Source organism: Pseudomonas sp. efr-133-TYG-23 (assembly GCF_030209215.1).
GTDB lineage: Bacteria > Pseudomonadota > Gammaproteobacteria > Pseudomonadales > Pseudomonadaceae > Aquipseudomonas > Aquipseudomonas rhodesiae.
The window spans coordinates 1-26,941 of sequence record NZ_JARVSL010000014.1; the positions used below are offsets into that span (position 1 = coordinate 1).

Annotated in this window: 25 protein-coding genes; 8 read left to right on the plus strand and 17 right to left on the minus strand. The window is 59.2% G+C overall.

The features are described from left to right. Window positions 1-1,615: DUF6531 domain-containing protein (locus QRN41_RS09405; protein ID WP_285421471.1), on the minus strand; the 1,615-nt coding region annotated here is incomplete at its 3' end. Window positions 1,616-1,864: 249 nt separating this feature from the next. Between QRN41_RS09405 and QRN41_RS09410 the strand changes: the two genes are divergently transcribed. Next, window positions 1,865-2,950, plus strand: coding sequence for a DUF1615 domain-containing protein (locus QRN41_RS09410; RefSeq protein WP_034097203.1), 1,086 nt, complete (start codon window positions 1,865-1,867; stop codon window positions 2,948-2,950). Between the two features lie 142 nt (window positions 2,951-3,092). On the opposite strand, the gene QRN41_RS09415 is transcribed toward QRN41_RS09410, so the two are convergent. From QRN41_RS09415 to QRN41_RS09425, 3 genes are read right to left on the minus strand one after another with little or no spacing between them, the layout of a single operon-like run. After that, window positions 3,093-4,274, minus strand: a complete 1,182-nt coding sequence (locus tag QRN41_RS09415) for an acetyl-CoA C-acetyltransferase (protein WP_167417402.1) — start codon at window positions 4,272-4,274, stop codon at window positions 3,093-3,095. Window positions 4,275-4,285: 11 nt separating this feature from the next. Then, window positions 4,286-4,945: a CoA transferase subunit B gene (locus QRN41_RS09420; protein ID WP_034097206.1), complete on the minus strand. Its 660-nt coding sequence runs from the start codon at window positions 4,943-4,945 to the stop codon at window positions 4,286-4,288. A gap of 34 nt (window positions 4,946-4,979) precedes the next feature. Further along, window positions 4,980-5,678, minus strand: a complete 699-nt coding sequence (locus QRN41_RS09425) for a CoA transferase subunit A (protein WP_034097208.1) — start codon at window positions 5,676-5,678, stop codon at window positions 4,980-4,982. Between the two features lie 133 nt (window positions 5,679-5,811). Between QRN41_RS09425 and QRN41_RS09430 the strand changes: the two genes are divergently transcribed. Beyond that, window positions 5,812-6,714: a LysR family transcriptional regulator gene (locus QRN41_RS09430; protein ID WP_034137745.1), complete on the plus strand. Its 903-nt coding sequence runs from the start codon at window positions 5,812-5,814 to the stop codon at window positions 6,712-6,714. A 122-nt stretch (window positions 6,715-6,836) separates the two neighbouring features. On the opposite strand, the gene QRN41_RS09435 is transcribed toward QRN41_RS09430, so the two are convergent. The 4 genes from QRN41_RS09435 to QRN41_RS09450 form a co-directional block, all read right to left on the minus strand. Next, the gene (locus QRN41_RS09435; RefSeq protein WP_034097212.1) at window positions 6,837-7,166 is read right to left on the minus strand and encodes a hypothetical protein; all 330 of its coding nucleotides are present in this window, start codon (window positions 7,164-7,166) and stop codon (window positions 6,837-6,839) included. 483 nt (window positions 7,167-7,649) lie between these two features. Then, a complete protein-coding gene (locus QRN41_RS09440; RefSeq protein ID WP_285421472.1) occupies window positions 7,650-8,495 on the minus strand; it encodes an NAD-dependent protein deacetylase in 846 nt (281 codons plus the stop codon). Window positions 8,496-8,503: 8 nt separating this feature from the next. Continuing rightward, on the minus strand, window positions 8,504-8,944 hold the full coding sequence (locus QRN41_RS09445) for a CBS domain-containing protein (protein WP_094066321.1): 441 nt from the start codon (window positions 8,942-8,944) through the stop codon (window positions 8,504-8,506). Between the two features lie 131 nt (window positions 8,945-9,075). Continuing rightward, window positions 9,076-11,025, minus strand: a complete 1,950-nt coding sequence (locus QRN41_RS09450) for a DNA topoisomerase III (RefSeq protein WP_285421473.1) — start codon at window positions 11,023-11,025, stop codon at window positions 9,076-9,078. 47 nt (window positions 11,026-11,072) lie between these two features. On the opposite strand from QRN41_RS09450, the gene QRN41_RS09455 reads away from it, so the two are divergent. Beyond that, the gene (locus tag QRN41_RS09455) at window positions 11,073-11,246 is read left to right on the plus strand and encodes a hypothetical protein (protein ID WP_285421474.1); all 174 of its coding nucleotides are present in this window, start codon (window positions 11,073-11,075) and stop codon (window positions 11,244-11,246) included. 21 nt (window positions 11,247-11,267) lie between these two features. Here the strand turns inward: QRN41_RS09455 and QRN41_RS09460 are convergent, their stop codons facing one another. Further along, window positions 11,268-12,890: an MFS transporter gene (locus tag QRN41_RS09460; protein ID WP_285421475.1), complete on the minus strand. Its 1,623-nt coding sequence runs from the start codon at window positions 12,888-12,890 to the stop codon at window positions 11,268-11,270. Between the two features lie 65 nt (window positions 12,891-12,955). Next, entirely contained in the window at window positions 12,956-14,602 is a 1,647-nt protein-coding gene (locus QRN41_RS09465; protein WP_285421476.1) for a GMC family oxidoreductase, read from the minus strand. Window positions 14,603-14,731: 129 nt separating this feature from the next. Here QRN41_RS09465 and QRN41_RS09470 point away from each other — a divergent pair, with 129 nt between their 5' ends. After that, window positions 14,732-15,625 (plus strand): LysR family transcriptional regulator, encoded by an 894-nt coding sequence (locus QRN41_RS09470; RefSeq protein WP_034112917.1) that lies wholly within the window; start codon window positions 14,732-14,734, stop codon window positions 15,623-15,625. Between the two features lie 109 nt (window positions 15,626-15,734). Here QRN41_RS09470 and QRN41_RS09475 read toward each other — a convergent pair whose 3' ends face one another. Together QRN41_RS09475 and QRN41_RS09480 are read right to left on the minus strand one after the other, a co-directional pair. Next, a complete protein-coding gene (locus tag QRN41_RS09475; protein WP_094066320.1) occupies window positions 15,735-17,081 on the minus strand; it encodes a glutamine synthetase family protein in 1,347 nt (448 codons plus the stop codon). Between the two features lie 11 nt (window positions 17,082-17,092). Beyond that, the gene (locus QRN41_RS09480) at window positions 17,093-17,650 is read right to left on the minus strand and encodes a helix-turn-helix domain-containing protein (RefSeq protein ID WP_034137752.1); all 558 of its coding nucleotides are present in this window, start codon (window positions 17,648-17,650) and stop codon (window positions 17,093-17,095) included. Between the two features lie 161 nt (window positions 17,651-17,811). Between QRN41_RS09480 and QRN41_RS09485 the strand changes: the two genes are divergently transcribed. After that, window positions 17,812-18,120 (plus strand): RcnB family protein, encoded by a 309-nt coding sequence (locus QRN41_RS09485; protein WP_034097230.1) that lies wholly within the window; start codon window positions 17,812-17,814, stop codon window positions 18,118-18,120. An 88-nt stretch (window positions 18,121-18,208) separates the two neighbouring features. Continuing rightward, window positions 18,209-19,402 (plus strand): MFS transporter, encoded by a 1,194-nt coding sequence (locus QRN41_RS09490; protein ID WP_285421477.1) that lies wholly within the window; start codon window positions 18,209-18,211, stop codon window positions 19,400-19,402. On the opposite strand, the gene QRN41_RS09495 is transcribed toward QRN41_RS09490, so the two are convergent. The 5 genes from QRN41_RS09495 to QRN41_RS09515 all read right to left on the minus strand — a co-directional run bounded on the left by QRN41_RS09495 (window position 19,365) and on the right by QRN41_RS09515 (window position 25,570). After that, window positions 19,365-19,637, minus strand: a complete 273-nt coding sequence (locus QRN41_RS09495; protein WP_034097233.1) for a DUF1652 domain-containing protein — start codon at window positions 19,635-19,637, stop codon at window positions 19,365-19,367. The two genes, QRN41_RS09490 and QRN41_RS09495, sit on opposite strands and share 38 nt — an antisense overlap. 133 nt (window positions 19,638-19,770) lie before the next feature. After that, window positions 19,771-21,267, minus strand: coding sequence for a helix-turn-helix transcriptional regulator (locus tag QRN41_RS09500; RefSeq protein ID WP_167417404.1), 1,497 nt, complete (start codon window positions 21,265-21,267; stop codon window positions 19,771-19,773). 161 nt (window positions 21,268-21,428) lie between these two features. Beyond that, window positions 21,429-22,598 (minus strand): hypothetical protein, encoded by a 1,170-nt coding sequence (locus tag QRN41_RS09505; RefSeq protein WP_285421478.1) that lies wholly within the window; start codon window positions 22,596-22,598, stop codon window positions 21,429-21,431. A gap of 14 nt (window positions 22,599-22,612) precedes the next feature. Then, the gene (locus QRN41_RS09510; protein WP_034137756.1) at window positions 22,613-23,500 is read right to left on the minus strand and encodes a nitrilase family protein; all 888 of its coding nucleotides are present in this window, start codon (window positions 23,498-23,500) and stop codon (window positions 22,613-22,615) included. Between the two features lie 111 nt (window positions 23,501-23,611). Then, window positions 23,612-25,570: a flavin monoamine oxidase family protein gene (locus QRN41_RS09515; RefSeq protein ID WP_285421479.1), complete on the minus strand. Its 1,959-nt coding sequence runs from the start codon at window positions 25,568-25,570 to the stop codon at window positions 23,612-23,614. 201 nt (window positions 25,571-25,771) lie between these two features. Here QRN41_RS09515 and QRN41_RS09520 point away from each other — a divergent pair, with 201 nt between their 5' ends. Next, entirely contained in the window at window positions 25,772-26,116 is a 345-nt protein-coding gene (locus QRN41_RS09520; protein WP_094066315.1) for an FKBP-type peptidyl-prolyl cis-trans isomerase, read from the plus strand. Between the two features lie 35 nt (window positions 26,117-26,151). Next, a complete protein-coding gene (locus QRN41_RS09525) occupies window positions 26,152-26,739 on the plus strand; it encodes a GNAT family N-acetyltransferase (RefSeq protein ID WP_285421480.1) in 588 nt (195 codons plus the stop codon). The last annotated feature ends 202 nt before the right edge of the window (window positions 26,740-26,941 follow it).

Below are 26,941 nucleotides of genomic sequence, written 5' to 3' on the forward strand. Positions count from 1 at the left end.
ACCGCGATGCCTGGGCCAGCACCAGCTCATCCGGCGAAGCCCCCAGATAGATCGCCGCTTCGGCCAGGCTATTGGTGATTGCCGGCCTCGCAACGGTGGGCATTGGAAAGGAAATTGAGCGATTTTCATGGTCGGTCCAGACCACCGAATCGCCTGAAACCACCAGCCGCTGCGCCAGCCCATGGCTCCAGCCAACCCCCAGTCCTACATCGACTTCCACCGCACTGGTGCGATACAGGCGCGTCCACTCGAACGGCAACACCCCATCCAGAACACCGTCAGTCAGGGTCAGCAATTCCTCGCCGGTGACCATCGACACCGGGCAGCCGTTAGTGACGGTTTTATCCGCAGAAGCCGCCGCATCGCCGTTCGGGTTTTTTCCCGAAACTGGCACGTCATCCATAGGCTCCTGCCGCACCAACACCGTCTGCTGCGTCTTGTTGCGCGCCGCTGTGACCGGGTTGGAAACCCATTGATCCCCAGCCTTCAACGGCCCCACCGGGATCGTATCGACCGCCGTGGTCTGGCGACTGAGCAACACCGGCTTGGCCGCCTCGGCATGCTCCTCGACGCGCACCTTGCCAAACTGCTCGGCCAAATGTTCCAACCACTGGCGCGCGCGCCGCGACTTGATCCTACCCAGCACCTGCGCGCCCAAGCGAACCGCCACGCCCATGCCCGCTGTGGCCCAGATCAGCAACAGGTTGATCAGCACCTCGCCAGTGACTTCTCCGAGCAGCTCATTCATATACGGCGGTGGCAGCAGGCGCATCCAACTGACCATCGTCGCCAGGTAAATGAACAACAACGGCTCATCGCTGAGCATCAGCAAGCCCGTCGCAATAGCGTCGGCACCGAGCGCCAGCAACTGGTCAAACTCGGCCTGGGACAGATACCGCAGCCATTGCTCGGCATGGGCCACCGGGTCCGACAGCCACTGGAACAGTTGCTTGAGGTTGTCCCACAGCGAGTACAGCGCTTCGCCGAATCCGCGTGCGTAGGCGGCGTGGAGCGAGAGGTAGCGCTTAAGGAAGTTCGCCTCGGAGTAGTCCTGCCAAAGCGGTTCGAAGGTGTCGGACCATTCGCTGCGCAGCCACGCCTCCAGCGGCGCGATGACCGCCTGATAAGAGGCGTACAGCGCCTTGAAATGCGCGGCGGACACATTGGGGTAGAAGTGGATGCGGTAGCGCTGGTTGCGTTCGCATTCCTTGAGTTCAAGAATGCCGCTGGGCCCGATGGTTTTATGGATAGGCTCGCCCAGCAGCGTGCCGTCTGCATCGATGCGCTGGAGTATCACCGGTGTATCGCCGATGGGTACGAACCGTGAACTCTGGAACCGATGCACCAAGGTCAAGGTGCCATCGGCCCGGCAGGTCGCGACCGCGCTGCTGGGGAACAGCGAGCGGTTGATCGGCGCGACCCGCTCCGCTTCATCTCCGGCCTTGAACACCTGCTCGATATTCAGCGCCGAAAAACTGAGGACACTCTCGGCCCAGGCGTCGTAACTATTGAGGCATCCACGAAAATCCCTGAGTACCGACTCAACGTCGCGGGTCTTTGCATCCAAGGCGGCGAGTACCAGAAAGCCAATGGTCTGGCTGGTCGCGCCAATCATGAGGCTGCCCTATCAATCAGGGCCATAACGAAAAAAAACATCTGCAATCCTTCGCACTGTGTGATCAGGCGAGGGACTTTGCAGAGGTTTATGGGGCAGGGGAGTAGAGCTTATCCGGCGCTTGCGTGGGATGTTTCGGCAGCGGTCACATCCGGTCGTAACGGGCGAGCCTACCGAACCCACGAACCCTGGTTAGACTTACCTGTCGAAACGTGCAACTCACGGCCCGCCGTCACTCAAGGAATCTTCATGTATTCAAGCCGCCTGATCCTCTGCCTTTTGCCCTTGCTGGTACTGGCGGGGTGCTCCACCGCCCGTGGCCCGCAGCAACCGGAACGCAGCGAAGCCGAGGTCAAGGCGCAGATCGTGCGGTTGCTGCCACCCAAGGTTACGGACCGCAATGGCTGGGCCCAGGATATCTACACGGCCTTTGATACCCAGAAGATTTACCCGAGCACCGAAAATATCTGCGCGGTGCTGGCGGTGACCGAGCAGGAGTCCACCTTCCAGGTCGACCCGCCGGTGCCCAATATGGGCAAAATCGCCCAGGATGAAATCCTGCGCCGTGCCGGCAAGGTGCATGTGCCGGCCTTTGTGGTGCGCAGCGCATTGCAACTGAATTCGCCCACCGGCAAGACCTACGCCGAACGTCTGAGCGCCGCGCGTACGGAAAAAGACTTGAGCGGTATTTTCGATGACTTCATCAGCATGGTGCCGTTGGGCAAAACGCTGTTCGGCGGGTTCAACCCGGTGCACACCGCCGGGCCGATGCAGGTGAGCATCGACTTTGCACAGAAACAAGCGCGGGGTTATCCCTACACCGTGGACGGATCAATCCGACGCGAAGTGTTCACCCGCCGTGGCGGCATGTACTTCGGCATCGCCCATTTGCTCGGCTATCCGGTGAACTACGATCAACCGCTGTATCGCTTCGCTGACTTCAACGCCGGTTGGTATGCCAGCCGCAATGCGGCGTTTCAGGCGGCGGTCAGTCGGGCTTCGGGGGTCGAGCTGGCGCTGGATGGGGACTTGATTCGCTACGGCTCGCTACTGCCCGGTACCACGGAGCTGGCGGTGCGTTCGTTGGGCGCGAAGCTGGACATGCGCAACCCCAGCATCCGCAGCCAGCTGGAGCAGGGCGAGCGCTTGGATTTCGAAGAAACCACCCTTTACCAACGTGTGTTCGCCCTCGCCGACAAGGCTGCCGGCAAACCCCTGCCACGGGCGATTCTGCCGGGGATTGTGCTCAAGAGCCCGAAGATCACCCGTAACCTGACCACGGCATGGTTTGCCAAGCGCGTGGATGAGCGTTATCAGCGTTGTATGAAGCGCTGAAAGCCCCGTGCGAGATTTGTATGGCTGATGGCGATGGCTTCCAATGAGGTATTTGCAATGCCTCAAGCTGCCAGACAATGAAGATCAAAGGTGGGAGGGGGGGCAAGCCCCCTCCGATAGTTGAGCGATGTTGCTGTTTTTATCAGTTGCGTTCCAGGGCCAGGGCTACGCCCTGGCCACCGCCGATGCACAAGGTCGCCAGGCCTTTTTTGGCATCGCGCTTGATCATTTCGTGCAGCAGGGTCACCAGCACGCGGCAACCCGAGGCGCCAATCGGGTGGCCGATGGCGATAGCGCCGCCATTGACGTTGACCTTGTCAGCATCCCACTCCAGCTCTTTGCCTACCGCCAGGGATTGCGCGGCGAAGGCTTCGTTGGCTTCGATCAGGTCCAGATCGCCCAGGCTCCAACCGGCTTTGTCCAGGCAGCGACGGGTGGCCGATACCGGGCCGATGCCCATGATGGCCGGGTCCACGCCTGCGTTGGCGTAACTGGCAATGCGGGCTAGCACGGGCAGACCGAGGGCTTTCGCCTTATCGGAACTCATCAGCATTACTGCAGCGGCGCCGTCATTGAGGCTGGAGGCGTTGCCGGCGGTGACGCTGCCGTCTTTCTTGAAGGCCGGCTTGAGCTTGGCCAGGGACTCGGCAGTGGTGCCGGCGCGCGGTTGCTCATCCACGGCGAAGGCGATTGGGTCGCCCTTGCGCTGGGGGATCAGGATCGGGGTGATCTCATCTACAAATCGCCCAGCCTCGATGGCTGCCGCAGCCTTCTGCTGAGAAGCGGCGGCAAAGGCGTCCTGGGCTTCGCGGCTGATGCCATATTTGTCCACCAGGTTCTCAGCAGTGATGCCCATGTGGTAGTCGTTGAACGCATCCCACAGGCCGTCGGTGATCATGCTGTCGATCATCTTGGCGTGGCCCATGCGCAAACCAGTGCGCGCGGCAGGCAGTACGTAGGGGGCCAGGCTCATGTTCTCCATGCCGCCGGCGATGATGACGTCGGCGTCGCCGCAGCGGATGGCCTGGGCACCGAGGTGCAGGGCTTTGAGGCCCGAGCCGCAGACCTTGTTCAGGGTCAGGCTCGGCACCGCGTGGGGCAGGCCGGCGAGGATCGAGGCCTGGCGCGCGGGGTTCTGGCCGGAGCCTGCGGTGAGTACTTGGCCGAGGATCACTTCATCGACTTGGGCCGGGTCCAGGCCGGTCTGCTCCAACAGGCGACGGATTACGGCGGCGCCCAGTTCCGGAGCCGGGACGCTGGCCAGCGAACCTTGAAAGCTGCCCACGGCGGTGCGGGTGGCAGCAACAATCACGACGTCTTGCATGGAATCTGTCCTCACTGGAAATGCATTTCTGGAACGTGGTCCGGGACGATCAGTTTACCGGCGGTCTTGCTCACAATCTCTTCAACGCTGACGCCAGGTGCGCGTTCCTTGAGGACAAAAGCGCCATTTTCGATTTCCAGGTACGCCAGGTCCGTAAGCACGCGTTTGATGCAGTGCGCGCCGGTCAGCGGCAGGCTGCAGCGATCAAGCAACTTGGACTCTCCGTCTTTGGAGGCGTGGGTCATGATCACGATGATGTTTTCCGCACCGGCCACCAGGTCCATGGCGCCGCCCATGCCCTTGACCAGTTTGCCGGGGATCATCCACGAAGCGATGTTGCCCTGCACATCGACTTCAAATGCGCCGAGCACGGTGAGGTCGACGTGACCGCCACGAATCATCGCGAAGGACTCGGCAGAGGAGAAAATCGACGCACCGATGCGTGCGGTCACCGTCTGTTTACCGGCGTTGATCATGTCGGCATCGATGGTGTCTTCGGTAGGAAACGGGCCCATACCGAGCAGGCCGTTTTCCGATTGCAGCATCACTTCCATGCCGTCGGGGATGTAGTTGGCCACCAGGGTCGGAATGCCGATGCCGAGGTTGACGTAAAAGCCGTCCTGCATTTCGCGGGCGACGCGTTGAGCCATTTGTTCGCGGGTAAGAGCCATTTTGTGTGTCCTTATTGTTCGGGCTGGAGGCGGATTATTTGCGGACGGTGCGCTGTTCGATGCGCTTCTCGAAAGTGCCGCAGATGATCCGATCGACGTAGATGCCAGGGGTGTGGATCTGCGCCGGGTCCAGCTCGCCCGGTTCGACGATTTCTTCGACTTCGACCACGGTGATCTTGCCGGCGGTGGCGGCCAGCGGGTTGAAGTTCTGAGCGGTGTGGCGGTAGATCACGTTACCGAAGTGGTCGGCTTTCCAGCCTTTGACGATGGCGAAGTCGCCGGTGATGGACTCCTCCATCAGGTAAGGACGACCGTTGAACTCGCGGGTTTCTTTGCCTTCGGCCACTGGGGTACCGACACCGGTTGCGGTAAAGAAAGCCGGGATACCGGCACCGCCTGCGCGCATTTTTTCGGCGAGGGTGCCTTGGGGCGTCAGCACCACTTCGATTTCGCCGCTGAGCAATTGCTTCTCGAACAGCGCGTTCTCACCCACGTACGACGCGATCACTTTGCGGATCTGTTTTTCTTCCAGCAGCACGCCCAGGCCAAAACCGTCGACGCCGCAGTTGTTGGAGACCACGGTCAGCTCACGGGTGCCTTTGCGCTTGATTTCGGCGATGAGGTTTTCCGGGATGCCGCACAGGCCGAAGCCGCCGGCGAGTACGGTCATGCCGTCCTCCAGGCCTGCCAATGCCTCTTCGTAGGACGCCACGCGTTTATCGAAACCTGCCATATGCACCTCTTTTATTGTTTGTGGGCCAGCCAATGGACCGAGTGTTGCGCCGATGGATTGATTTGTTAAGTTGTTTTTTAAGGTTGATTGATTTAGAAAACAGCATAGTTGATCCGTCTCTCGGAGTACTTTCATGACCGTGAAACAGCTGCGTGCCTTCCTCGCCGTGGCCCAGAGCCTGAGTTTCGCCGCCGCCTGCGAGCGTCTGCACTTGTCCCAGTCGGCGCTGAGCCTGACCATCAAGGGCCTGGAAGAGGGCCTGGGCGGGCGGTTGTTCAGCCGCAATACGCGTAATGTGGCGCTGACCCCGGAAGGCGAATCGTTGCTGCCCCTGGCCCGCCGCCTGATGGCCGATTGGGATAACGCCGAGGATGAGCTGCGCCAGCGCTTCACCTTGCAGCGCGGGCGCGTCACGGTGGCGGCGATGCCGTCGTTCGCCGGCAACCTGCTGCCGCCGATCTTGAAGATATTCCGCGCGCGTTACCCCCAGGTGAACGTAACGGTGCACGACTTGATCAACGAACAGGTCTTGGAGATGGTGCGCGATCGCCAGGTGGAGCTGGGTGTGGCCTTCGAACCGTCTGAAGGCTCGTCGCTGGCCTTTACCCCGTTGTATCTGGATCGCTTCATCGCGGTCGTGTCGGGTGATTCACCCTTGGCGCAGTGCGACGAGATCGGCTGGGAGACTTTATTGGAACACCCCTTTATCACCTTGCAACGACCTTCCACGGTTAGGGTGATGCTGGAGGAGCATTTGGGTGCGCTACGGATGAAACTGCCGGTCGCCCTGGAAAGCCATCAATTGGCGACTGTAGGCAAAATGGTAGCCAGTGGCTTGGGCGTCAGCGCCGTGCCGGCATTGTGTGCCAGACAAATGGAGGAGGCGGGCGCGCATTGTATTACCTTGCGTGATCCGGTGATCGAGCGGCCGATTGGTGTGCTGACCAAGCCGGGGCATGAGTTGTCGGCGGCGGCGCAAGCCTTGTTCGATATTTTTCGCGATGAGGCGGGCAAGGGCCGGTTTCCAACATTTTGACCCGCAGCACAAACAAGTGTGGGAGATGGTTTGCCTGTTATCACGGTTTAACAGTCAACACTGTCGTTGAGCGTTAAATAGCTATCGCAGGCAAGCCAGCTCCCACATTGAACACGTTGTTTCTAGTAGTAGCGATCAATCACTTTTACTTGCGAGCTGTCTTTGAAAGACTCCCAAGCGTTGTTAAGTGTGTCGAATACTTGTTCGATAAAGTTGCGATCGGCAGCGGCCTTCTTGCCGACATAACCCTGGCCGCGGCGGTACATCTTCAGGCGCGCCGCTAACTCACGGTTATTACGGTCGAACTCGGCTTCTTCAGTGTGGGGCGCCAGGCAGTCGATCTTGACTTCGCCCGATTTGCCAATCCACAGGATATGGTCGTCGAGTGTGTCTTTCTGCGCTGCGAACATCTCAGCCAATTCATCGATAGTTGGTTGGTTGTTCAGATTCATGTGTAAGCCCCTTGACCAGTTGGCGATCTATCAGTTGGTTCCGTTAAAACTGCTTAGTTGTCTCCGGCTTCAATAACCGGGCGTTAGTAACTGGCTGCCGAATACGGGCAGGGTCTTGAACCTGATGCTTGTAGTCTTACTGATGAACTGCTACGCAATGCTTTCATAACGAAGACAAGGAGCATTCGAGCTTCTTGTACCGTGCTCTTACGAGTCGGTCAGCTTCATCAATCTGCCTTGTGGGCAGTGCACATCCGGAAAAAACAGCTCGGCGGTCAGACGAGCTCTTTCAAAACGCGTGTTACCAACGCTCCCGATCCGGGAGACGCCTTGATCATGCAAGGACAAAAAGGTTACGTCAACGGTTATGTAGTGATTATTTTCGATCACTACATAATTCGTCGTGGGCACGGGGAGATACGGCAGAGGCGTGACTTGAGCGTCATTTTTTGCGCTGGACGGTCGCTACGGTGGAGGAGGGGGCTATTGCAGGCGGTTCGCCAGCAAGGGCAGCAGTTGTTCGCATGAGGTTTCGATCTTTACCTGCAACAGCTCGTCGCCCCGGGTCTTGCCCAGGTTGATGGCGATCACCGGTTTGCCTTGCTCGACCATCGCCTTGCACAAGCGAAATGCCGAATACGCCATCAGCGAAGAGCCCACCACCAGCAACCCCTCGGACTGTTCCACTGCCGCCATTGCCTTGGCGGCAGTGGGCGGGGCGACGTTCTCACCGAAAAACACCACGTCGGGTTTCAATCGTTCACCCTGGCAATATGGACACCGGGGTACCTCAAAGCGCGCTTCAAAGGCCGGGTCGAGCAGCGTGTCTCCGTCAGGCGCCTGCACAGCATCGACGCCCGTCAGGTAGGGGTTCTGGGTTTCCATCAGCTGTTGGATCGCATCGCGCTGGCTGCGCTGCTGGCAGTCCAGGCACAGCACGCGGTGCAGGCTACCGTGCAGTTCGATCACACCTTGGCTGCCGGCCTGATCATGTAGGGTGTCGACGTTTTGTGTGATCAGCCCGGTGATGTGCTGGCGTTGTTGCAAGATGGCCAACGCTCGGTGCGCTGCATTCGGTTGTGCGACGCGTACGCGCGGCCAGCCCAGCATGGCGCGCGCCCAGTAACGTCGCCGCGCCTGCGGGGTGGCCAGGAATTCCTGGTACATCATTGGCGCCTTGCCTCGGCGCACGCCTTCGCTGTCCCGGTAGTCCGGAATGCCCGAGGACGTGCTGATGCCTGCACCGGTCAATACCAGAAAACGCCGATCAGTCATGGCCCGGTACAGGGTGTCGAGGTGGTCTTGCTGATGCGCCTGGGAATCGAGCATGGTTTCTCCTATTCGCCGCGGATGTACTGCTCCAGCTGCTTGATCAGGTCAGCCTGCTCGGCAATCGCCTCCTTGACCAAGTCACCGATGGACAGTAGGCCCAGCAGTTTGCCGTCTTCGACCACGGGCAGGTGGCGCAAGTGACTGTCGGTCATGATGTTCATGCATTCTTCGACGCGCTTATGGGTATCCACCGTGATCACCGGCGCGCTCATCACCTCATGCACCTTAGTGGTCACCGATGACAGGCCCTTGAGCATGATTTTGCGCGCGTAGTCACGCTCGCTGATGATGCCCACCACTTGGTTGTCTTGGACGACCGGCAATGCCCCCACGTTTTTTTCCGACATCCGCACCAGTGCTTCAAACACGGTGTGATCCCATTGGATGGTGTGGACGTCCTGGTTTTTCTGGTCTTTGGCTTTGAGCAACTGTGCAACGGTCTTCATGGCGGCCACTCCGGTGTTGTTGTAGGAAATCAGTGGAACCCCTACAGAATCCTAGACAGCCCGCGCCGTAGCAAGAACCAATGCGGCGTCAAACCTGTCGAAAAACGTCATTTACCGGTTTTTTTTGGTGTTTATCCGGTATTTACCGGTTTTTTTGCCCGTTTAGGGCTCGCTGTCGTCTTGCGAGGGGCTGCCTTGCGCTTCTTTTTCCACGGTGCGACCCCTCGTCCTGCCGGGCTCGCGGGGCCGGTGATGGTCATGCGCATGCCATTGCAACGCGCCACCTGTTTGCTCATCCAGGCTGCCTGTTTGGCGACGAATTCCTCCAGACTCATTTCACCGCTTTGCACCATGTCCAGCGCCTGCTCCCAGATGGCAGTGGTGCCGGGATCGGCGATGGCGCGGGGCACCGCGTCGATCAGGCTGAATGCCGCCGGTGTGGCGGCCAGCGCCTTGCCATTCTTGCTCAGATAACCGCGGTCGAGCAGCCCCTGGATAATGCCCGCGCGGGTGGCTTCGGTGCCGATGCCGGTGGTGTCCTTGAGCTTTTGCTTAAGCAACGGGTCTTCCACCAGTTTGGCCACGTTTTTCATCGCCTTGATCAGGTCGCCTTCGGTAAAGGGTTTGGGCGGCTGAGTCCATAGGTCCTTGAGCGTGACCTTGGCTACTGCGTAATCCTGGCCCTGTACCAGCGCCGGTAGGGCCTGGGGCGCTGGCGCTTCGCGGCCCTTGGTGGGTGCGAGTGCTTCGGGCAGGGCGCGTTTCCAGCCCGGCTCGATCACCACTTTGCCCACCGCGCGCAGGGCAAAACCAGCGCAGTCGAAATCTGCCTGGGTGCGATCGTATTCGTGGTGGGGCAGGAACTGCGCCAGATAGCGCGCGCGAATCAAGGTGTACACCGCGCGGTGCTTGCCGCTGAGCTGGCCCACGTCCTTGCCGGCCCCGGTAGGAATGATGCCGTGGTGGGCGCTGACTTTGGCATCGTTCCACGCCCGCGAGCGCCGCTGGGGATCGATATGCGGCATCAGCTCACTGACCGCCGGGTCGGCACGGCCCAGCGCGGCGAGAATCTTCGCTGCCTCGCTGTGCTGGCTCAGCGGCAAGTAGCCGCAATCGCTGCGCGGGTAGGTGATGACCTTGTGGCTTTCGTAGAGGGATTGGGCGATATCCAGGGTTTCCTGAGCGCCCAGGCCGAGTTTCTTCGAGCAGATTTCCTGCAGGGTGCCGAGGTCGAAGGGCAGGGGCGCGACGTCGCGCATGCGTTCGGTGCGCAGCTTCACCAGGCGTGCGCTGGCGGCGTTGCCCATGGCAGCGGCAGCGGTCTGCGCCAGCTGCGGGTTGAGGCAGCGACCCTGGTCATCACAGGCGTCTTCCGTGGCGCGCCATTGAGCGGTGAAGGTCATGTGCGCGTGGCGCAGGTCGACATCGATGGCCCAGTACGCCACGGGGACGAAATCGGCGATGCTGCGGTCGCGGTCCACCACCAGGCGCAAAGTGGGTGTTTGCACCCGGCCTACCGGTAATACACCCTGATAACCGGATTGACGCCCCAGCAAGGTAAACAGGCGGCTCATGTTCATGCCGATCAGCCAGTCGGCGCGGGAGCGGCCCAGGGCCGAGTGGTACAGGCTGAAGGTGTCGGCGCCGGGCTTGAGCGCGGCCAGGGCCTTGCGAATCGAGGCGTCGTCCAGCGCCGACAGCCACAATCGCTGGATCGGCCCCCGGTAGCGGCAATGTTCCACCAACTCGCGGGCGATCATCTCACCCTCGCGGTCGGCGTCGGTGGCGATCACCAGTTCCTGGGCTTCCCCCAGCAGGCGCTTGACCGCTTTGAACTGGCTGGCGGTCTTGGGTTTGACCAGCATCTTCCATTTGTCCGGCACGATCGGCAGATCGGCCAGCACCCAGCGTTTGTACTTGGCGTCGTAGGCATCGGGCGGGGCGGTTTCCAGCAGGTGCCCAATGCACCAGGTAACGGTGACCCCATTGCCCAGCCAACACCCATCGCCACGACGACCGGCACCGAGCACCGCCGCAATGTCCTTGGCCTGGGAGGGTTTTTCACAAAGGTACAGCCGCATGGTCATCACATCAGATCGGGTTGATGCTTTGCAGGATGCTCAGTCGGATGGATTTGAGCAACCATTATCTGTATGGATGTACAGCTAGGGGTTTCAAGCGGCAAGCTGCAAGCGGCAAGAAAGAGCCGATTGGCTTTTACTTGCAGCTTGCAGCTTGCAGCTTGCAGCTTGAAGCTTGCAGCTTGCAGCTTGCAGCTTGCAGCTTGCAGCTTGAAGCTTGAAGCTTGAAGCTTGCAGCTTATTCAGTTGCTATCGATATCCACATGCCGCGTTTCCTTGAGGCAGAACAACCCGACAATCAGGCTCACCCCCGTCACCATCACCGGGTACCACAGGCCGTAGAAGATATCGCCCGTATACACCACCAGCGCAAACGATACGGTCGGCAGGAACCCGCCGAACCAGCCGTTACCGATGTGGTAGGGCAGGGACATCGAGGTGTAGCGGATACGCGTCGGGAACAGTTCCACCATCAGCGCCGCCAGCGGGCCGTAGCACATGGCGGCGATCAGGATCAGCACCACGATCAGCACCACCACCATGACCTTGTTGACCTGCGCCACATCCGCCGAAGACGGGTAACCGGCCAGGGTCACGGCACCGCGCAACGCCGCTTCGTCAAAACCGTCGATCTTGACTTCGCCGACGCTCACCTGCACCGGGCTGCCGGCCGGCGCAGCAGCGCTGGTGTAGGGCAGGCCTTGTTTGACCAGGAAGGTTTTTACCTTGTCGCATGGGCTGTCAAACCGCGCCTTGCCCACCGGGTCGAATTGGAAGGTGCAGGTAGCCGGGTCGGCCAGCACGGTGATCGGAGCCTGGTGGCTGGCCTGATCCATCGCCGGGTTGGTGTAGTGCGCCAGGCCCTTGAAGATCGGGAAGTACAGGGCGGTGGCCAGCAGCAGGCCGAGCATCAGCACCGGTTTGCGTCCGATCTTGTCCGACAGCCAGCCGAACAGGATAAAGAACGGCGCGCCAATCACCACGCTGATAATCAGCAGCATATTGGCCAGGGCCGGGTCCATCCGCAGGAATTGAGTGAGGAAGAACAGCACGTAGAATTGCGCCGCATAGAAGGTCACCGCTTGCCCGCCGTTGATGCTGAACAGCGCGATCAGCACCACCTTGAGGTTTTCCCACTTACCGAACGACTCACGGATCGGCGCCTTGCTGGCCTTGCCTTCTTCTTTCATTTTCAAGAAGGCCGGCGACTCGTGCAGGCTCATGCGGATCCAGGTGGAAATGCCCAGCAGCACGATGGAAAACAGGAACGGGATGCGCCAGCCCCACACTTCGAACTGGTCGCCGGTGAAGTAGCGGCACGCCAGCACTACCAGCAGCGAGAGCAGCAGGCCGATGGTGGCGGTGGACTGGATCCAGCTGGTGTGGAACCCGCGTTTGCCGACCGGCGCATGCTCGGCGACGTAAGTGGCGGCGCCGCCGTATTCACCGCCCAGGGCCAGGCCCTGCAACATGCGCAGCACGATCAGGATGATCGGCGCGGCGATGCCGATGCTGGCGTAGGTCGGCAACAGCCCGACGCAGAAGGTCGCTACGCCCATCAGGATGATGGTCACCAGGAAGGTGTACTTGCGCCCGATCATGTCGCCCAGGCGGCCGAACACCAGTGCGCCGAACGGCCGCACCACAAAGCCGGCCGCGAAGGCCATCAAGGCAAAGATAAAGGCCGTGGTGTCGTTGACCCCGGCAAAGAACTGCTTGCTGATCACCGCCGCGAGGGCGCCGTAGAGGAAAAAGTCATACCACTCGAACACCGTCCCCAAGGACGAAGCGAAGATGACTTTCTTGGAGTCGTTGCCGGTGCTCGTTTCTACTGCCGAGCCCAGGGTTTGAGCATGTTCTGACATCGGGTAACCCTCACAGTGATTATTTATTGTTGTTCCACTGTCGGCGCCGGGTGCGGCGCCGCTATTCAGATTGCGTGAACCAGTTCTTTCTCCGGCGCGAGGCTCCTTGTGTGCGGCGAAAGGATCAGCTGCGCGGCTTTTTCCGCGATCATCAGCGTGGGTGAACAGGTATTGCCGGACGTAATGCGCGGCATGATCGAGGCGTCGGCGATGCGCAGGCCGGGCACGCCGTGCACGCGTAGCTGGGCGTCGACCACTGCGTCCTTTTCGTGGCCCATGCGGCAGGTGCCTACCGGATGGAAAATCGTCGTGCCGATGCGTGCGGCGGCTTCGTGCAGTTGTGCTTCGGTTTGCAGCGAATCGCCCGGCAAATACTCCACCGGCTTGAACTGGCTCAAGGCCGGCGCTGCTACGATGCGCCGGGTCAGGCGGATGGCATCGGCGGCTACGCGCAGGTCTTCGGGGTGGCTGAGGTAGTTGGGCTGGATCAGCGGCGCATCCGCCGGGTTGGCCGAACGGATATCGACCCGGCCACGGCTCTGCGGGCGCAGATCGCAGACCGAGGCGGTGAACGCCGGGAAGCCATGCAACGGCTCGCCGAAACGCTCCAGGGACAGCGGCTGCACATGGTATTCGAGGTTGGCCGAGGCCTGCTCCGGCCCCGAGCGGGCAAATGCGCCGAGCTGGCTGGGTGCCATCGACAATGGGCCGCTGCGGTCGTACAGGTAGCGCAGGCCCATGCCCATCTTGCCCCACAGGGTGCCGGCGATCTGGTTGAGGGTGCGTGCGTTTTCCAGCTTGTAGATCAGACGTAGTTGCAAGTGATCCTGCAGGTTGCCGCCCACGCCGGGCAGTTCGTGCAGCACGTTGATACCGAGGGGTTTGAGCACGTTGGACGGGCCGATCCCCGAGCGTTGCAGGATGCCTGGGGAACCCACGGAACCGGCGCACAGGATGATTTCCTTGCGCGCTTTCCAACTCAGGGACTGACCGAGCCTGCGCCCGACCACTTCGCACGCTCGCCCGTTTTCCAGCAGCACACGGTCGACTTCCACTTCGGTGAGCACGGTGAGGTTGGTGCGCTGGCGGACCGGTTTGAGAAACGCCTTGGCCGCGTTCCAGCGCACGCCGGCCTTCTGATTGACCTGAAAGTAGCCGCAGCCTTCGTTATCGCCCTGATTGAAATCGCTGACCTTGGCGATGCCGCTTTGCGCCGCCGCTTCGCGGAAGGCATCCAGGATCGGCCACGACAGCCGTTGCTGCTCGACGCGCCACTCGCCGCTGTCATTGTGGAATTCCGAGCCGCCGGCAAAGTGGTTCTCGCTGTGCTTGAACAGCGGCAACACGTCGTTCCACGCCCAGCCGGCGTTGCCTTCGGCGGCCCAGCCATCGTAGTCACGGGCCTGGCCGCGCATGTAGATCATGCCGTTGATGGAGGAGCAGCCGCCCAGCACTTTACCCCGTGGGTAACTCAACGCGCGGCCTTGCAGACCAGGCTGGGCTTCGGTTTTGAAGCACCAGTCGGTGCGCGGGTTGCCGATGCAGAACAGGTAACCGACGGGGATGTGGATCCAGGGGTAGTTGTCGCGGCCGCCGGCTTCTAGCAGCAGCACGCGGTGGGCGGGGTTGGCGGACAGTCGATTGGCCAGCAGGCAACCTGCGGGGCCGGCGCCTACTACTACGTAATCGTATTCAGCAGCTGCATTGGGCATCTGAGGTCTCGCTTGTTTTTCTTATTGGCCCCATCCTAGTTGTTAGTTTTCGTCTTAAAAATGTTAGTTTTTACCCAGCTGCTGTGCGTTTTTGAACAGTGCTTCAGCGGCCCACGCATTGGAGGCGGCATGTTCGATTGGAATGACTTGCGGTTTTTTCTTGAGTTGCAGCGCAGTGGTCGCTTGCTCACCGCCGCGCAGCGCCTGAAAACCACCCACGCCACGGTGGCGCGGCATATCGAGGCCATCGAAAAGAGCCTGGGCACCGCGCTATTCGTGCAGCATGCCCACGGTTACGAGCTGACCCCCTCTGGCGAGGCCCTGCTCAAACATGCCGAAGCCATGGAAAACGTGGCGCTGCTGGCCGAAGACGAACTCACCCACACCGCCGCGCCGCTGGGCAAGATCCGCCTCGGTGTGGCCGAAGGTCTGGGGGTGATGTTTCTGGCCGGACGCATGGGCGGCCTGTTCGAACGTTATCCGGGGCTGGAAGTGGAACTGGTGGCCGTGCCGCGCTTCGTCAGCATCCTTAACCGCGAAGCGGAAATCAGCATCCACCTCGAACGCCCCAGCGTCGACCAACTCGTCACCCGCAAACTCACGGACTACCGCCTCTCCCTTTACGCCAGCCGCGCCTACCTGGATCGCAACCCGCCGATTGAAAAACGTGAAGATCTCGCGGCCCATGCCTGGATTGATTATGTCGACGACCTGCTGTTCAGCCAGGAGCTGAAATTCCTCAGCAGTTTCTGTCGCAACCCTAAAGTTGTGTTCCACAGCACCAGCGTCATTGCTCAACACCAGGCGGCGCGCTCGGGGTTGGGGATTGCGGTATTACCCTGCTTCATGGCCGCCAGCGACCCGGACCTAGTGGCATTGCTGCCGGGGGAGGGCATCCAGCGCAGCTACTGGATCAGCTCGCGTCGGGAGTTGCATAAGTCCGTGCGGCTGCGGGTGTTGTGGGATTACGTGGTTGAGTTGTGCGCGCGGGAGCAGCCGCTGTTGCTTGGCGAGTCCGGCTGATGCCTTCACCCAGCAGTGTCTAGAGAGAGGGCCGCTCCGCACCCCAGCGCGGGCGGTGCGACGATTCGACAAGCCCGCTCACCAAAAAAGCTCACTGACCACAGCAGGGTTAAAGAAACCAGCGGTACTCACGCACACTTATCTCTTGTTGAAAGGCCAGATGATCCTGGCGTTTGTTTTCGCAATACACGTCGACAAATTCCGCACCCAGCTTCTCGCGCACGCTGGGGTGCTGCTGCATGGTGCGTACGGCGTCGAGCATGTCCAGGGGGAAGTCGGTGCCGCTGGTGCGGTCCTCGTTCAAGGGCGCGATGGGCTCGCGCTGGGTGTCGAGGCCATGTTCCAGGCCGGCGAGGATCGCCGCGAGCACCAGGTATGGGTTGGCATCGGCGCTGGCCAGGCGGTGTTCGATGCGCAGGTTGCGCGGGTCTGATTCGGGAATGCGCACGCACGCATCGCGGTCTTCGAAGCCCCAGCAGGCGCGGGTGGCGGCGTTGACAGTGCCGCCCAGGCGGCGGAAGGCATTGTGGTTGGGCGAGAAGATCGGCATGCAATGGGGCAGCAACTCCAGGCACCCAGCCACGGCATGGCGTAACGGTTGCTGCTGATGCGCCGCCAGCAAATTGTTGCCCGCGCCGTCATACAGGCTGACATGCACATGCATGCCGCTGCCAGGATGTTCCAGGTATGGCTTGGCCATGAAGCTGGCGCGATAGCCATGCTTGAGCGCCACGCCACGGGTGCTGCGGCAGAACAGCGCGGCCCAGTCGGCGGCGCGCAGGCCGTCGTCGAGGTGGCCGAAATTGATCTCGAACTGGCCGGGGCCGAGTTCAGCGGTAATCACCGTGATGTCGATGCCCTGGTCCTTGGCGGTCTGGGCCATATCGTCCAGGACTTCCGAGAAGCGCGACAGCCGTTCGATATGCAGGGTGGGCTGGTCGTCGGCGTCGTCGCTCAGTGGGTCGCGGGCAAATTGCGGCAGGCCGTGGTCGAGGGTTTTGTCGAACAGATAGAACTCCAATTCGAACGCCACCACCGGGTGGATGCCTTTGTGGTGCAGGCGCTGCAGCACCTTGGCCAGCACTTCGCGGGGTTCGAATTCAATGGGGGCTTCGGTGCCATCGGAGGTGATCAGCATCTGGCCCAGAGGCTGCGATTCCCAACTCACCGGCTTGAGCGTGCCGGGTACCAGGCGTCGGTTAGCGTCCGGGTCGCCGTCGTGGAAGCAGTAGTCGCCGATCTTGAACAACCCGCCCTGGGTCCCCAGCAACACGGCATTCTGCGGCAGTTTCAAGGGGCTGCCGGCGGCGACTTTTTCGAGCATCTCGATCGGGTAGCGCTTGCCGTAGAAATGCCCGGGAATGTCCAGGGCGATCAGGTCGACATAACGCACGTCCGGGTGGTGCTGGCGAAAGGTCCGTACTTCGGCCAGCAGCGTGGAAGATTGGCTTTTCACGGGTGATGCTCCTAGTTGTAAACCCAGAGTACGCGGGCGGGCAGGTCGGTCAGGTTGGCGTAGCGGCAACGGGCAAAGCTGGGCAGGTGAAAGCTGTCGCCGGGGCCGAGGGTCACCACGTCGTTTTCACCGTCCACCCACAGCGTCAATTCGCCTTCCAGCACAAAACCGGCCTGTTCGGCGCGGTCGCTCATGCTCTGCTCACCGCTGTTGGCGCCCGGGGCAAGCAGGCTATCGAGCATCGAGAACGCGCCGTTCATGCTGGGGGAGACCAGGATGTCGGTGATGCCATTGGCGTAGTACACCGTGCGCCGCTCGTTGGGCCGGGTTACCCAATCAATCGCCTTGGGCTTGGGCTGGCTGTAGAAGTAGGTGGTAGGCACATCGAGGGCGTGGCTGATGGCGGTCAAGTCCGCCACCGTCGGGCGCGACAAACCACGCTCGACCTGGGAGAGGAAGCCTACCGAGCGCTCGATCTTCTGTGCCAACTGGGCCAGGGTGAGCTTCTTGTGCTTGCGCAGGTCATGGATCAGGGCGGCGAGGGTGGCAAGTTCGTCTTGTGGGGTCATGAAATTTATTTCTTAAAATTTCATGAAAAATTACACGATTAATTTCATGTGGGCAATGGGCAGGTCGGGCAGGTGTGCTTTTCCTTTGCTAATGCCCGCTGAATGATTCCGCCCCGCTGCGGTCGGAACCTGGGTACGCATCATTCATTGAAGGAGCACCTATGCAGTCCAAAACCTTAGCCGCTTGCGTGTTGGTAGCCGCCAGCCTGTCCACCGTCAGCTTCGTGGCCCAGGCTGGTGATACGCCCCAGGAAACCGTGCAGCCTTCTACGATCAACACCCGTGATTTGAAAGAGGGCGATCGTGCCCCGGATATCCTGATGCGCAAAGAATCCGCCGTCACCGACTGGAAAAAGCGCGGCCTCAAGCAGCCTGAAGAAGACAGCCAATGGGCACGCGTCGGTGATCGTTTTGTGCTGCTCAAGACCACCAACGGGACGATTCTGGAGATCACGCCGGTCAAAAAATAACTCGCCGGCAGCGCCTGCTTTTTTGCAGAAACCTGGGTTATGGTAGCCGACCGCAATGGTCGCGTTACCTTCCAGGAAAGAGAGCAGGATGCTTGCCACAATCAAACATTACCCCCGCACCGTAAACCTGTTGCTGTGTGCCACCTTGCTGCTGACCTTGGCCAAGGCAATCACCTTTCCCTACCTGGTCATCTACCTCACCAGCCATTTCTCCCTGGATATCAGCCAGGTCGGCCTGGTGATCGGCAGCTCGCTGATTGTGGGCTCGTTGCTCAGTGTGTACGGCGGCTTCCTGGTCGATCGCGTCAACAGTTATCGCTTGCTGCTGGGCCTGAGTGTGGTGTTCGTGTTGGGGTTTATCGGCACGGTGCTGGCGCAGGATATCTGGACGTTCTATACCTGCCTGATTTTGATCAACCTGGCCTACGCGGTGATCGACATTGCGGTGAAAGCCGGGTTTGCCAGCCTGCTGCCCGAAGAGGCACGCAGCGAAGTGTTTTCCATCAAATACACCCTGACCAATATCGGCTATGCCGTGGGGCCGTTTTTTGGCGCGATGGTGGCCAAGGTGGATATCAGCTTGCCGTTTATCCTGTCGGCCTTGTTGGGAGTGGGGTTCTTTCTGCTTTACGCACGTTGGGGTGACCGTGCCCTTACCACCGCCGAGGTTGCGCAGAAACCGGTGTCGTTCCTCGCGGTGGGCCGCGTGCTACTGCGCGACCGTCGACTGGTGTGCTTTACCCTCGGCGGTTTGCTCAGTGCCGTGGTATTCGGCCAGTTCACGGCCTACCTGTCGCAGTACCTGGTGACGACCACCAGCGCGGAATACACCTACACCGTCATCAGCGCGGTGCTCACCACTAACGCCGTGCTGGTGATCGCCTTGCAATACCTGATTGGCCGGCGCATTTCCCACCGTTACCTCAGCCAGTGGCTGATCGCGGGCTTGAGCATGTTTATGCTGGGGTTGATCGGGTTCGGGTTGTCCACCAGCGTGTTGGGGTGGGTGCTGGCGATGGCGGTGTTCACGGTGGGGGAGATTATCGTGTTTCCGGCCGAGTACATGTTTATCGACCGAATCGCCCCGGACCACCTGCGGGGCATGTATTACGGGGCGCAGAATCTGTCCAACCTCGGCGCCGCGCTGGGGCCGGTGCTATGCGGGTTGGTACTGGCCAGCCTGCCGGCCCATTACATGTTCTACATGCTGGGCGCGTTTATCGTCGGGGGTGGGGTGTTTTACTTTATCGGTGCGTCGATAAAGGCAAGTCATCCAGCGTGAGCTTGCCCACGTTATTGCTTTGCAGCTCGTAGCGCAGTTCTTCGACCATTTTTGCCACTTCTTGCGGGGTATGCAGCCGGTTGGTGCTGATCCCTGTGACCACCAGATCCACCCGGCCGGTTTCAGCGTCGTAGACCTTCAGGGTCAAGGACGCATCCCGGCACAGGGTGAATTCGCAGGTCAGTGGCGATAGGCCTTCTTCGATGCAGTTTCGCAGTTGAGCGAGGGTGAACATGCGGTTTCCTTCAAAGCATGAAAAAGCGACGGCACAAGGTCAAAGCTCCCTGTACCCACGGGCTGAAGGTTAGGGATTGCAGATCCAGGCCATAAGGCGAATTCGCACTAGTGGCACTGGTGCATTTGCACTGTCAGCGTCTATTTTTCACCCTCAAGTCCCCTGCAAACAGCCCGCGTTCCCGCGCCCACACGATCGCCGCGCTGCGGCTGTGTACCCCCAGCTTGGAGTAAACCGTGGCCACATGGTTACGCACAGTGTTGGGAGCCAGTTTCAGTCGTGAGGCGATCTCTTTGTCCGCCAGACCTTCGCAGATCAACCCCAGCACATCGCGCTCGCGGGCGGTGAGGTCGGTGAAGCTCACATTCGGCAAGTTGGGGCTGTTAACGCTTTTAGCGTTGGCCAGTTTTTCGATCAGCGTCTGGCTGAACCATGAAGCGTCTTGCATGACCTCTTCGATGGCCGCTACCAGCTCCAGCTCTGAGCGCTTGCGCTCGGTGATATTCATCATGACCAACAGATAGCAGGGCATGTCCTGGATCACTACCGTGTCGGCCGAGACCACACAGTCGATCACTTCGTTACCTTTCTTGCGCACCTTGAGGTCTTGGCCGTCGAGATTGCCGGCCTTCTCGAGAGTGGCGAACAACTGCTCGCTCGCCGCGTTGCCGTCGATAAACCCGATTTCTTCGATGGATTTGCCGATCAGCTCTTCGCTGATGTAACCGGTAATGCTTATGAACGCTTCGTTGACGTCCACCACATGGCGATTGTCGGCGTTGCACACCAGGGTGGGCACGGGTGTCAGGCGGAACGACTTGGCGAAGCGTTCCTCACTCTGGCGCAGGGCGATTTCCGCTTTGCGCCGCGGTTCCAGATCCATGAAAGAAAACAGCATGCAATCTTCTTCGTTCATGTCCAGCGGTTGACCGGCAACGATCACCAGTTTGCTGCCACCTTTGGGTAGTTTCAGTTCCGCTTCCATCTGCGGGATAGTGTTGCCTTCGCTCAGGCGCTGGATGGCCAGGTCCTTGCGTTCGGCCTGTTCCAGCACGTCCAGCTCGTACACCGAGCGGCCGATCACCTGATCGCGGCTGTAGCCGGTCATCTCCAGGAAACCCTGGTTGACCTTGATGTAGCGCAGGTCGCTCAAGCGGCAGATCACCGCCGGCGCGGGGTTGGCGTTGAAGGTTTTTTCGAAGCGCTGCTCGGCGCTGGCCCATTGGGTGGCGTTGCTGAGGATCAGCACCAGCAATTCAGGCTCACCTCGTGAATCGGTGATCACCAGGCTGCGCAGGCGGTGCACCCAGGTTTTGTCCGGAGTGGCCGTGGGCGTGACCTCCACGATCACATCACTGAATTCGTCACCGGCCGCCGCGCGAGCCAGCGGGTAGCTGTCGTCCTGCAACGGATGGTTATTGCGATAGCGCAGCGAAAAACGCTCGGCGTACTGCTGCCCATTGGCGCCCAACCCCATCACGTCGCCGACGCCATGCATGGTCAGCGCCGCTTCGTTGGCCCACAGGATGGTCTGGTCGACTTCGGCCAGAATCACACCGTCGGACAAACCGGAGATGATTTGCTGCAATTGGCGGCGGTTGGTTTCTTTGGCAAGGACGTCCTGGCTCATGCTGTCTCCCGAAAAAAGCACATGAAAATTCCGACAGCCTTGGCTCGTGATAGTGCAAACAAAATGCAGGAGTGGTAGGTAAGAATGCACTCGAACGGGTGGTGCATTTGGCCTATGAGGGTTCAAGAGATGGGGTTAGGGGCGGGCCCTAACCACACACCTCAGTTTGCCAGCCAGCCGACAATCGGCACGATCATCAACGTGCTCAACGCCATTGAGATCACGTTGCCGATATAGGGGTGGAAATGCGCGGGTAGCCTCGACGCAATCGCAAAGGCCAACGGTGGTGCGACCAGAGCACCGAGCAATGCGCTGGCGCCCATCACGGTCAAACTCCCGCCATGGGTCAACACCGCCGCCGGAACGACCGACACCAACGGAACATAGGTGGGGTACCAGCCGTGCCGTATCCATTGCCGACGCCATATCACCACGCCCGCTGCCGATGTCATTGCCTGTGCGCCGATCATGGACAGGAGCAGGCCAGAGCCATATGCCGGGCTCATGGGGTTGAGCGCATAAGCGAGCAGAACCCCCGCCAGCAGACCGAGACTGGCCAGCTCATTGCCGAAAAACGGCGCTTCGGAAAAATCAGCCAGCACTCGGCGCAGGCTCCAAACAACACCATAGTCAGCCGGTGCAACCGGAGCGGGCTTCTCGGGAGCGATGTAGTCCGAACGCACCAGCGAGGGCACTTTATGACACAACGTAAAGGCGATCACGCTTCCAACGGCCATGCCCAATACGTTGCCGACCACGGCGGGCAAGCCCAGCGGTACGCACACCAGATTGACGATCAGCAAGCACATGGGCGTGACCAGCAATGCACCCAGTACCGCGCCGTTGAGGGTGACCTTCCAGCCGCCGCCAAACATCAGCACCATCGCCGCCGGCAACGAAACGAACGCCGCGAAGGTAGGCTGCCAGGTTTCGGCCGTGACACTCCAGCCCCACAGCAGATTGCTCAGCAGCAAGCCGATCAACGAACTGGTCACCAACCAGGGCCATAAGCCGGTGCCATAACAGATGGAAAAGCCTTGCCAGGCTTTGCCCTGCCGACTCGCCCACCAGGCCAGATAAGCACCACTCAACAGACCCAGGGATGCCAGCTCATGCTTGTAGAAGGCGACCTCGCTGATGTCGCCTGTTACCCAACGCAACCAGGCCGCCGGATCCGGCAAGGCCGTGACCATGTCGCGATAACCCGGCCATGAGCCTTGGTGAGTGGAGACCACATAGAGCATCACTAAGATCGCGATGGCTCCCAGGGCCAGGACGGTTAAATCCAAGCGTGAGCGCGAGGGTATTTTCTTGGTCAGTAAAGGCTCCATAAATCGCCCTCCGCTCAACGAGGCAGGGCGGGGTGGTGGGAGTAGCCGAGCATCTGATCGTACAAATCATGGCGGCGGTCTCTGTGCAGGTCATTGAGGCTGTTCCAGATCGGCGCGCTGCGAGCACTGGTGACGTCGATGTCGGCAAACAGGATTTCCTGGCGATTGGCCGAGGCCACTTCACCGATCGGCCAGCCATTGGTGCCGGCGATCAACGAGCATCCGAGGTAGCGCGCATCCCGCTCTTGGCCGATGCGGCTGGCGGCTGCGATAAACACGTTATTCACATGGGCGGCGGTCATCGTCAGATACGACGCCATGCACTTCCCGGCTTCATCGAACAGCGGCGGTGGCGTCCACACCCAGTTGTTCACGCTGCAGATAATATCGGCGCCTTGCTGGCTGAGAATGCGCGGCACCTCCGGGAACCAGATGTCCCAGCAGATCAACAGGCCGATGCGGCCTATTGGTGTTTCAAACACCGGGAATCCAGTATTGCCCGGTGTGAACCAGAGCTTTTCCAGGTTCCATAGATGGGCTTTGCGGTACTTACCGATAAAACCTTCGGGGCCCAGCAACACCGCAGTGTTGAACAGCTGCCCATGCTCAATCTCGTTTAGACCGGCCACCAGGTACACCTGATGCTTGCAGGCAAAATCCGTCCATTCCCTTACGCTCTGGCCATTCGGCACGGCCTCTGCGTGATCGAAGGCATCCTGGCGACTGCTGAAGAAATATCCGCAATTGGCCAGTTCCGGCAGCACGATCAGATTCGCGCCACCGTTGGCCGCTTCGGCAGCGAGGGAAAGGCTTTGACGCAGGTTATCGCTTCGATTGGCGACTCCAACCTGTGGATCGAACTGAATGACGGCAACGCGGGCGGGGCTTGTGGGTGTGCTCATGAGGTTGGCCTCTTATTGTTATGCAACCGGATTTGGTTGGGTGTTTATAAGAGGCGGGTTAATGTTTAAATGAAAGTCAGATGATTCCTTTTGTGTTGTAGTCGGTTTCCTTTAGAGGATTGCATGCTCTGTTTTGTACTCGGGGTAGTCTCGCATGCTAAATCCACCGTTGAAGCTCGCCTTGGTTGTGTTGCAGATGTTAATTACTGTGTCGACGGCGCCCCTGAAACAAGGCTCCGTCCAACCTGAATCAACAGAAAAGGATTCGCCGCATAGATAAAGTCCAGAGATGGGTGAGAAGTCTCTGTTGTATTTCATTAAGCCTACGGCCTCGTGATAAGTTCCCGGTCGATAAAGCTTTGCACAGCCTAAAGAATTTTTATCTTGCATCCATCGCTGAACAATTGCCTGGTCGCGCCCTATATAAGGGGATATACGCTGTTTAATATTATTTGAGTTTAGAAGGATTCTATCTAGTTCTGCTATGCATTTGTCGACAAGTTCTTTGTCGGTGAACGATGAAAGCTTCATTGCGTCATCCTCCCATGTATAGCTCAAGAGGATGCAGTCATAAGTGTCATTGTTGTTGTAGCGGTAAGTGTAAACGTCATGAATGAAACTGTCGGTGACAATGGCTTGGGGTATTTTTTTGTTGAGGCTTAGGAATGTTTTTTTCAATGGTGCATATACTTTGCAGCTGCTTTCCCAATGAGCTGTCTTGTAGGCGGTTATAGTTTCGAAAGGCAGCATTTTTTGATCAAATCCCTCGAGCTGAATTTGCGTTTCTATCAGCCATGACGGAAGCGTCATGACGACTGAGTCAGCATCAATAAACTCTTGCTTGGTCATGAGAGGGGATGTGACGTTCCAATCGTAATAAACCCTGATTTTTGCGTTGCCTAGTTTTTTAAGTTTTGTGACGGCGCAGTTTGTCAATAATCCAGCAGGGCTTTTAATTAGATGTTCGTAAGGTGAGTCTGCGGTTTCGCGCGATTTTATAAAGAGTAGGGATTCTGCCAGCGAGGCGAGGCCAATATAGTTTGGTTTACTAAATTTTAGCCCTCTTGAATCACTGATTGTCCTTGCTTCAAGATAGGGAGATGGTATCGGTTTACCATCGCTATCCACGCGTCCGTGGATTAGCTGTAGATGACTGCTGAAGCCAAACATCGCTGTGCGTATCGGGTAAAGTGAACATACATCGTAGAATGCCCCCCAACTGCCGTCACCAATACCGATGGAATAAAAAATAGCAGATTCCTGCGCGGTCATACCCATCCCGCCGAAATTCCCAGGATCAATCTGCGACCATTGATCTATGGCAGGCATCTTCACGAGATCACGAAATGAAGTTGCTTCGTATTTTTTAACGATCGCAGCCCACATTGTCTCCCAGTACTCGGAGCCGTAATGCTCGCAAATATGCATTGTCATCCGCTCGGCAAAGGTTTTCCACTTGGTAAATACGAGGCGTAAGAGTTCTCCAGGCGGAGCCGTTTTTCCATCTGTATTTTTCCAAATAAGCATGTTCGGTTCACTATCCCCATCCAAGCATCCCTCACGCAGATAGATTCCGGTTGAATGGACTGTAGGGCTTCCGGGGTTTGGGAAATCGGAGTGGACCAGTTCAAACTCGCTGGCGTAATAAGCCATGAGGGACCGGCCATCTTTGGGAGGCTCATTTGTTTTGTTGAAAAAAGGCATTCTCATTGCACCTAACTCAAAAGGAGGGCGACCGACAGTGGCCGTGTTGTTGCTGCCTAGGGCTGTAAAGTGTCGCCCGCCCACGCGGCTCGACTTTTCAATCAATGTAATGTTTTCGAAACCGCATCTATGCAATTCGCGAACAGTCGTTAAGCCTGTAATACCTGCACCTATTACGCAGATTTTGTGGCCTACGTCGGTCGCTTTAGCGATGCCATCGTCTTGCTCCACCAACCTTCGATAGTCGAAACACAAGTCGGGTGGATTGGGGAATGAGGCTCTCCACTTTTCGTTAGCGTTTCGCTTTTTGTGACGACGCTCCCGGGCGATATCTGCGGGGTAATTGAAACTGGAGCCGATGGTCATTTCTAATCTTCCTGTTCAGAGGTATTGGTTACTCTTCAGGTTGAACATCAACACCGAATGTGAAAATCAGCAGCGTGTGATTTGAGGTAAAGGTAAGTCACCGTCGCGTGTAGGTGGAGGGCGTCTGACGGTTGTCTCCAAGCTTGCCAAGCCCGCCCGATTCTGGGAAAACGCTGAGTTTTCAACTTTCAACGAGTCGCCATGAACCCCAACGAACTCCAGATCACCGACATCCGCCCAGGCACCGGCAAAGCCGTGGTCAAAGGCGCGCTGATCACCACTCAATACACCGGTACGCTGGCGGACGGCACCGTGTTCGATTCCTCTTGGGAGCGCGGCAAGCCCTTCCAGTGCGTGATCGGCACAGGGCGCGTGATCAAGGGCTGGGACCAGGGCCTGATGGGCATGCAGGTGGGCGGGGTGCGTCGCTTGTTCGTGCCGGCGCATCTGGCGTATGGCGAGCGTTCGGTGGGCGCGCATATCAAGCCCAACAGCGATTTGCATTTTGAGATCGAGTTGCTGGAAGTGCTGACGCGGGATGATTAATCCCTGGGCAAATGATCAGGAGGAGGGAGCGCGACATGGAGGTTTTGCCTGAATGCGGCGTTGAAGGCATTCGCGTGAGTGAATTGCACGCTGCCGACGAGGCGCAGTTGCAGTGTTTTTTTGCGCAAGCACCGGATTATTTCATCGCGGTCAATGGCGAGCCGGCCCGCCCGACCGAGGCGCGCGAAGAACTACAGAGCCCATTGCCGCCAGGCTGGCAGTGTCGACGGATGTATTGGCTGGGTTACCGCGATGCGGAGGGGCAGTTGGTCGCGGTCGTGAACATGGCTGCCGATGTGCTTGCTGCCGGCGTGTGGCATATCGGTTTGCTTCTGGTGCACACACGCTTGCACGGCACCGGGTTTGCCCAGCGCCTGCATTCAGGCTTGCAGGCATGGGCGGTAAAAAACGGTGCCCGATGGTTGCGGCTGACCGTAGTGATCGGCAATCGCAAGGCCGAGCGTTTCTGGTCCCGGCTCGGCTATTTGCCGGTGCGCACGCGCGCAGGGATCGTCATGGGACGCCAGGAAAATAGCGTGTCGATTCGGGTCATGGCGTTGTGTGGTGCAGGGATGGATGAGTATTTGAGCCAGGTGCCGCGAGACCGAGCGGATGCCCCTTGACCCAGACTCTCCGTCGCCCAAGACGCCCTTCCTGAACCCATCCTGAAGAACTTTCTTATTCATCATGCAGAAACTTTCCTACGGTTTACTCTCCGGAAATCGGGGCGTAAGCTTCGCGCGTTTTCATCAATTGCGGAGACCCTCAGTGGGTACTTGTTCGAGTGACAGTAGTCGGCCGGTTCTGGTAACCGGCACATACTTG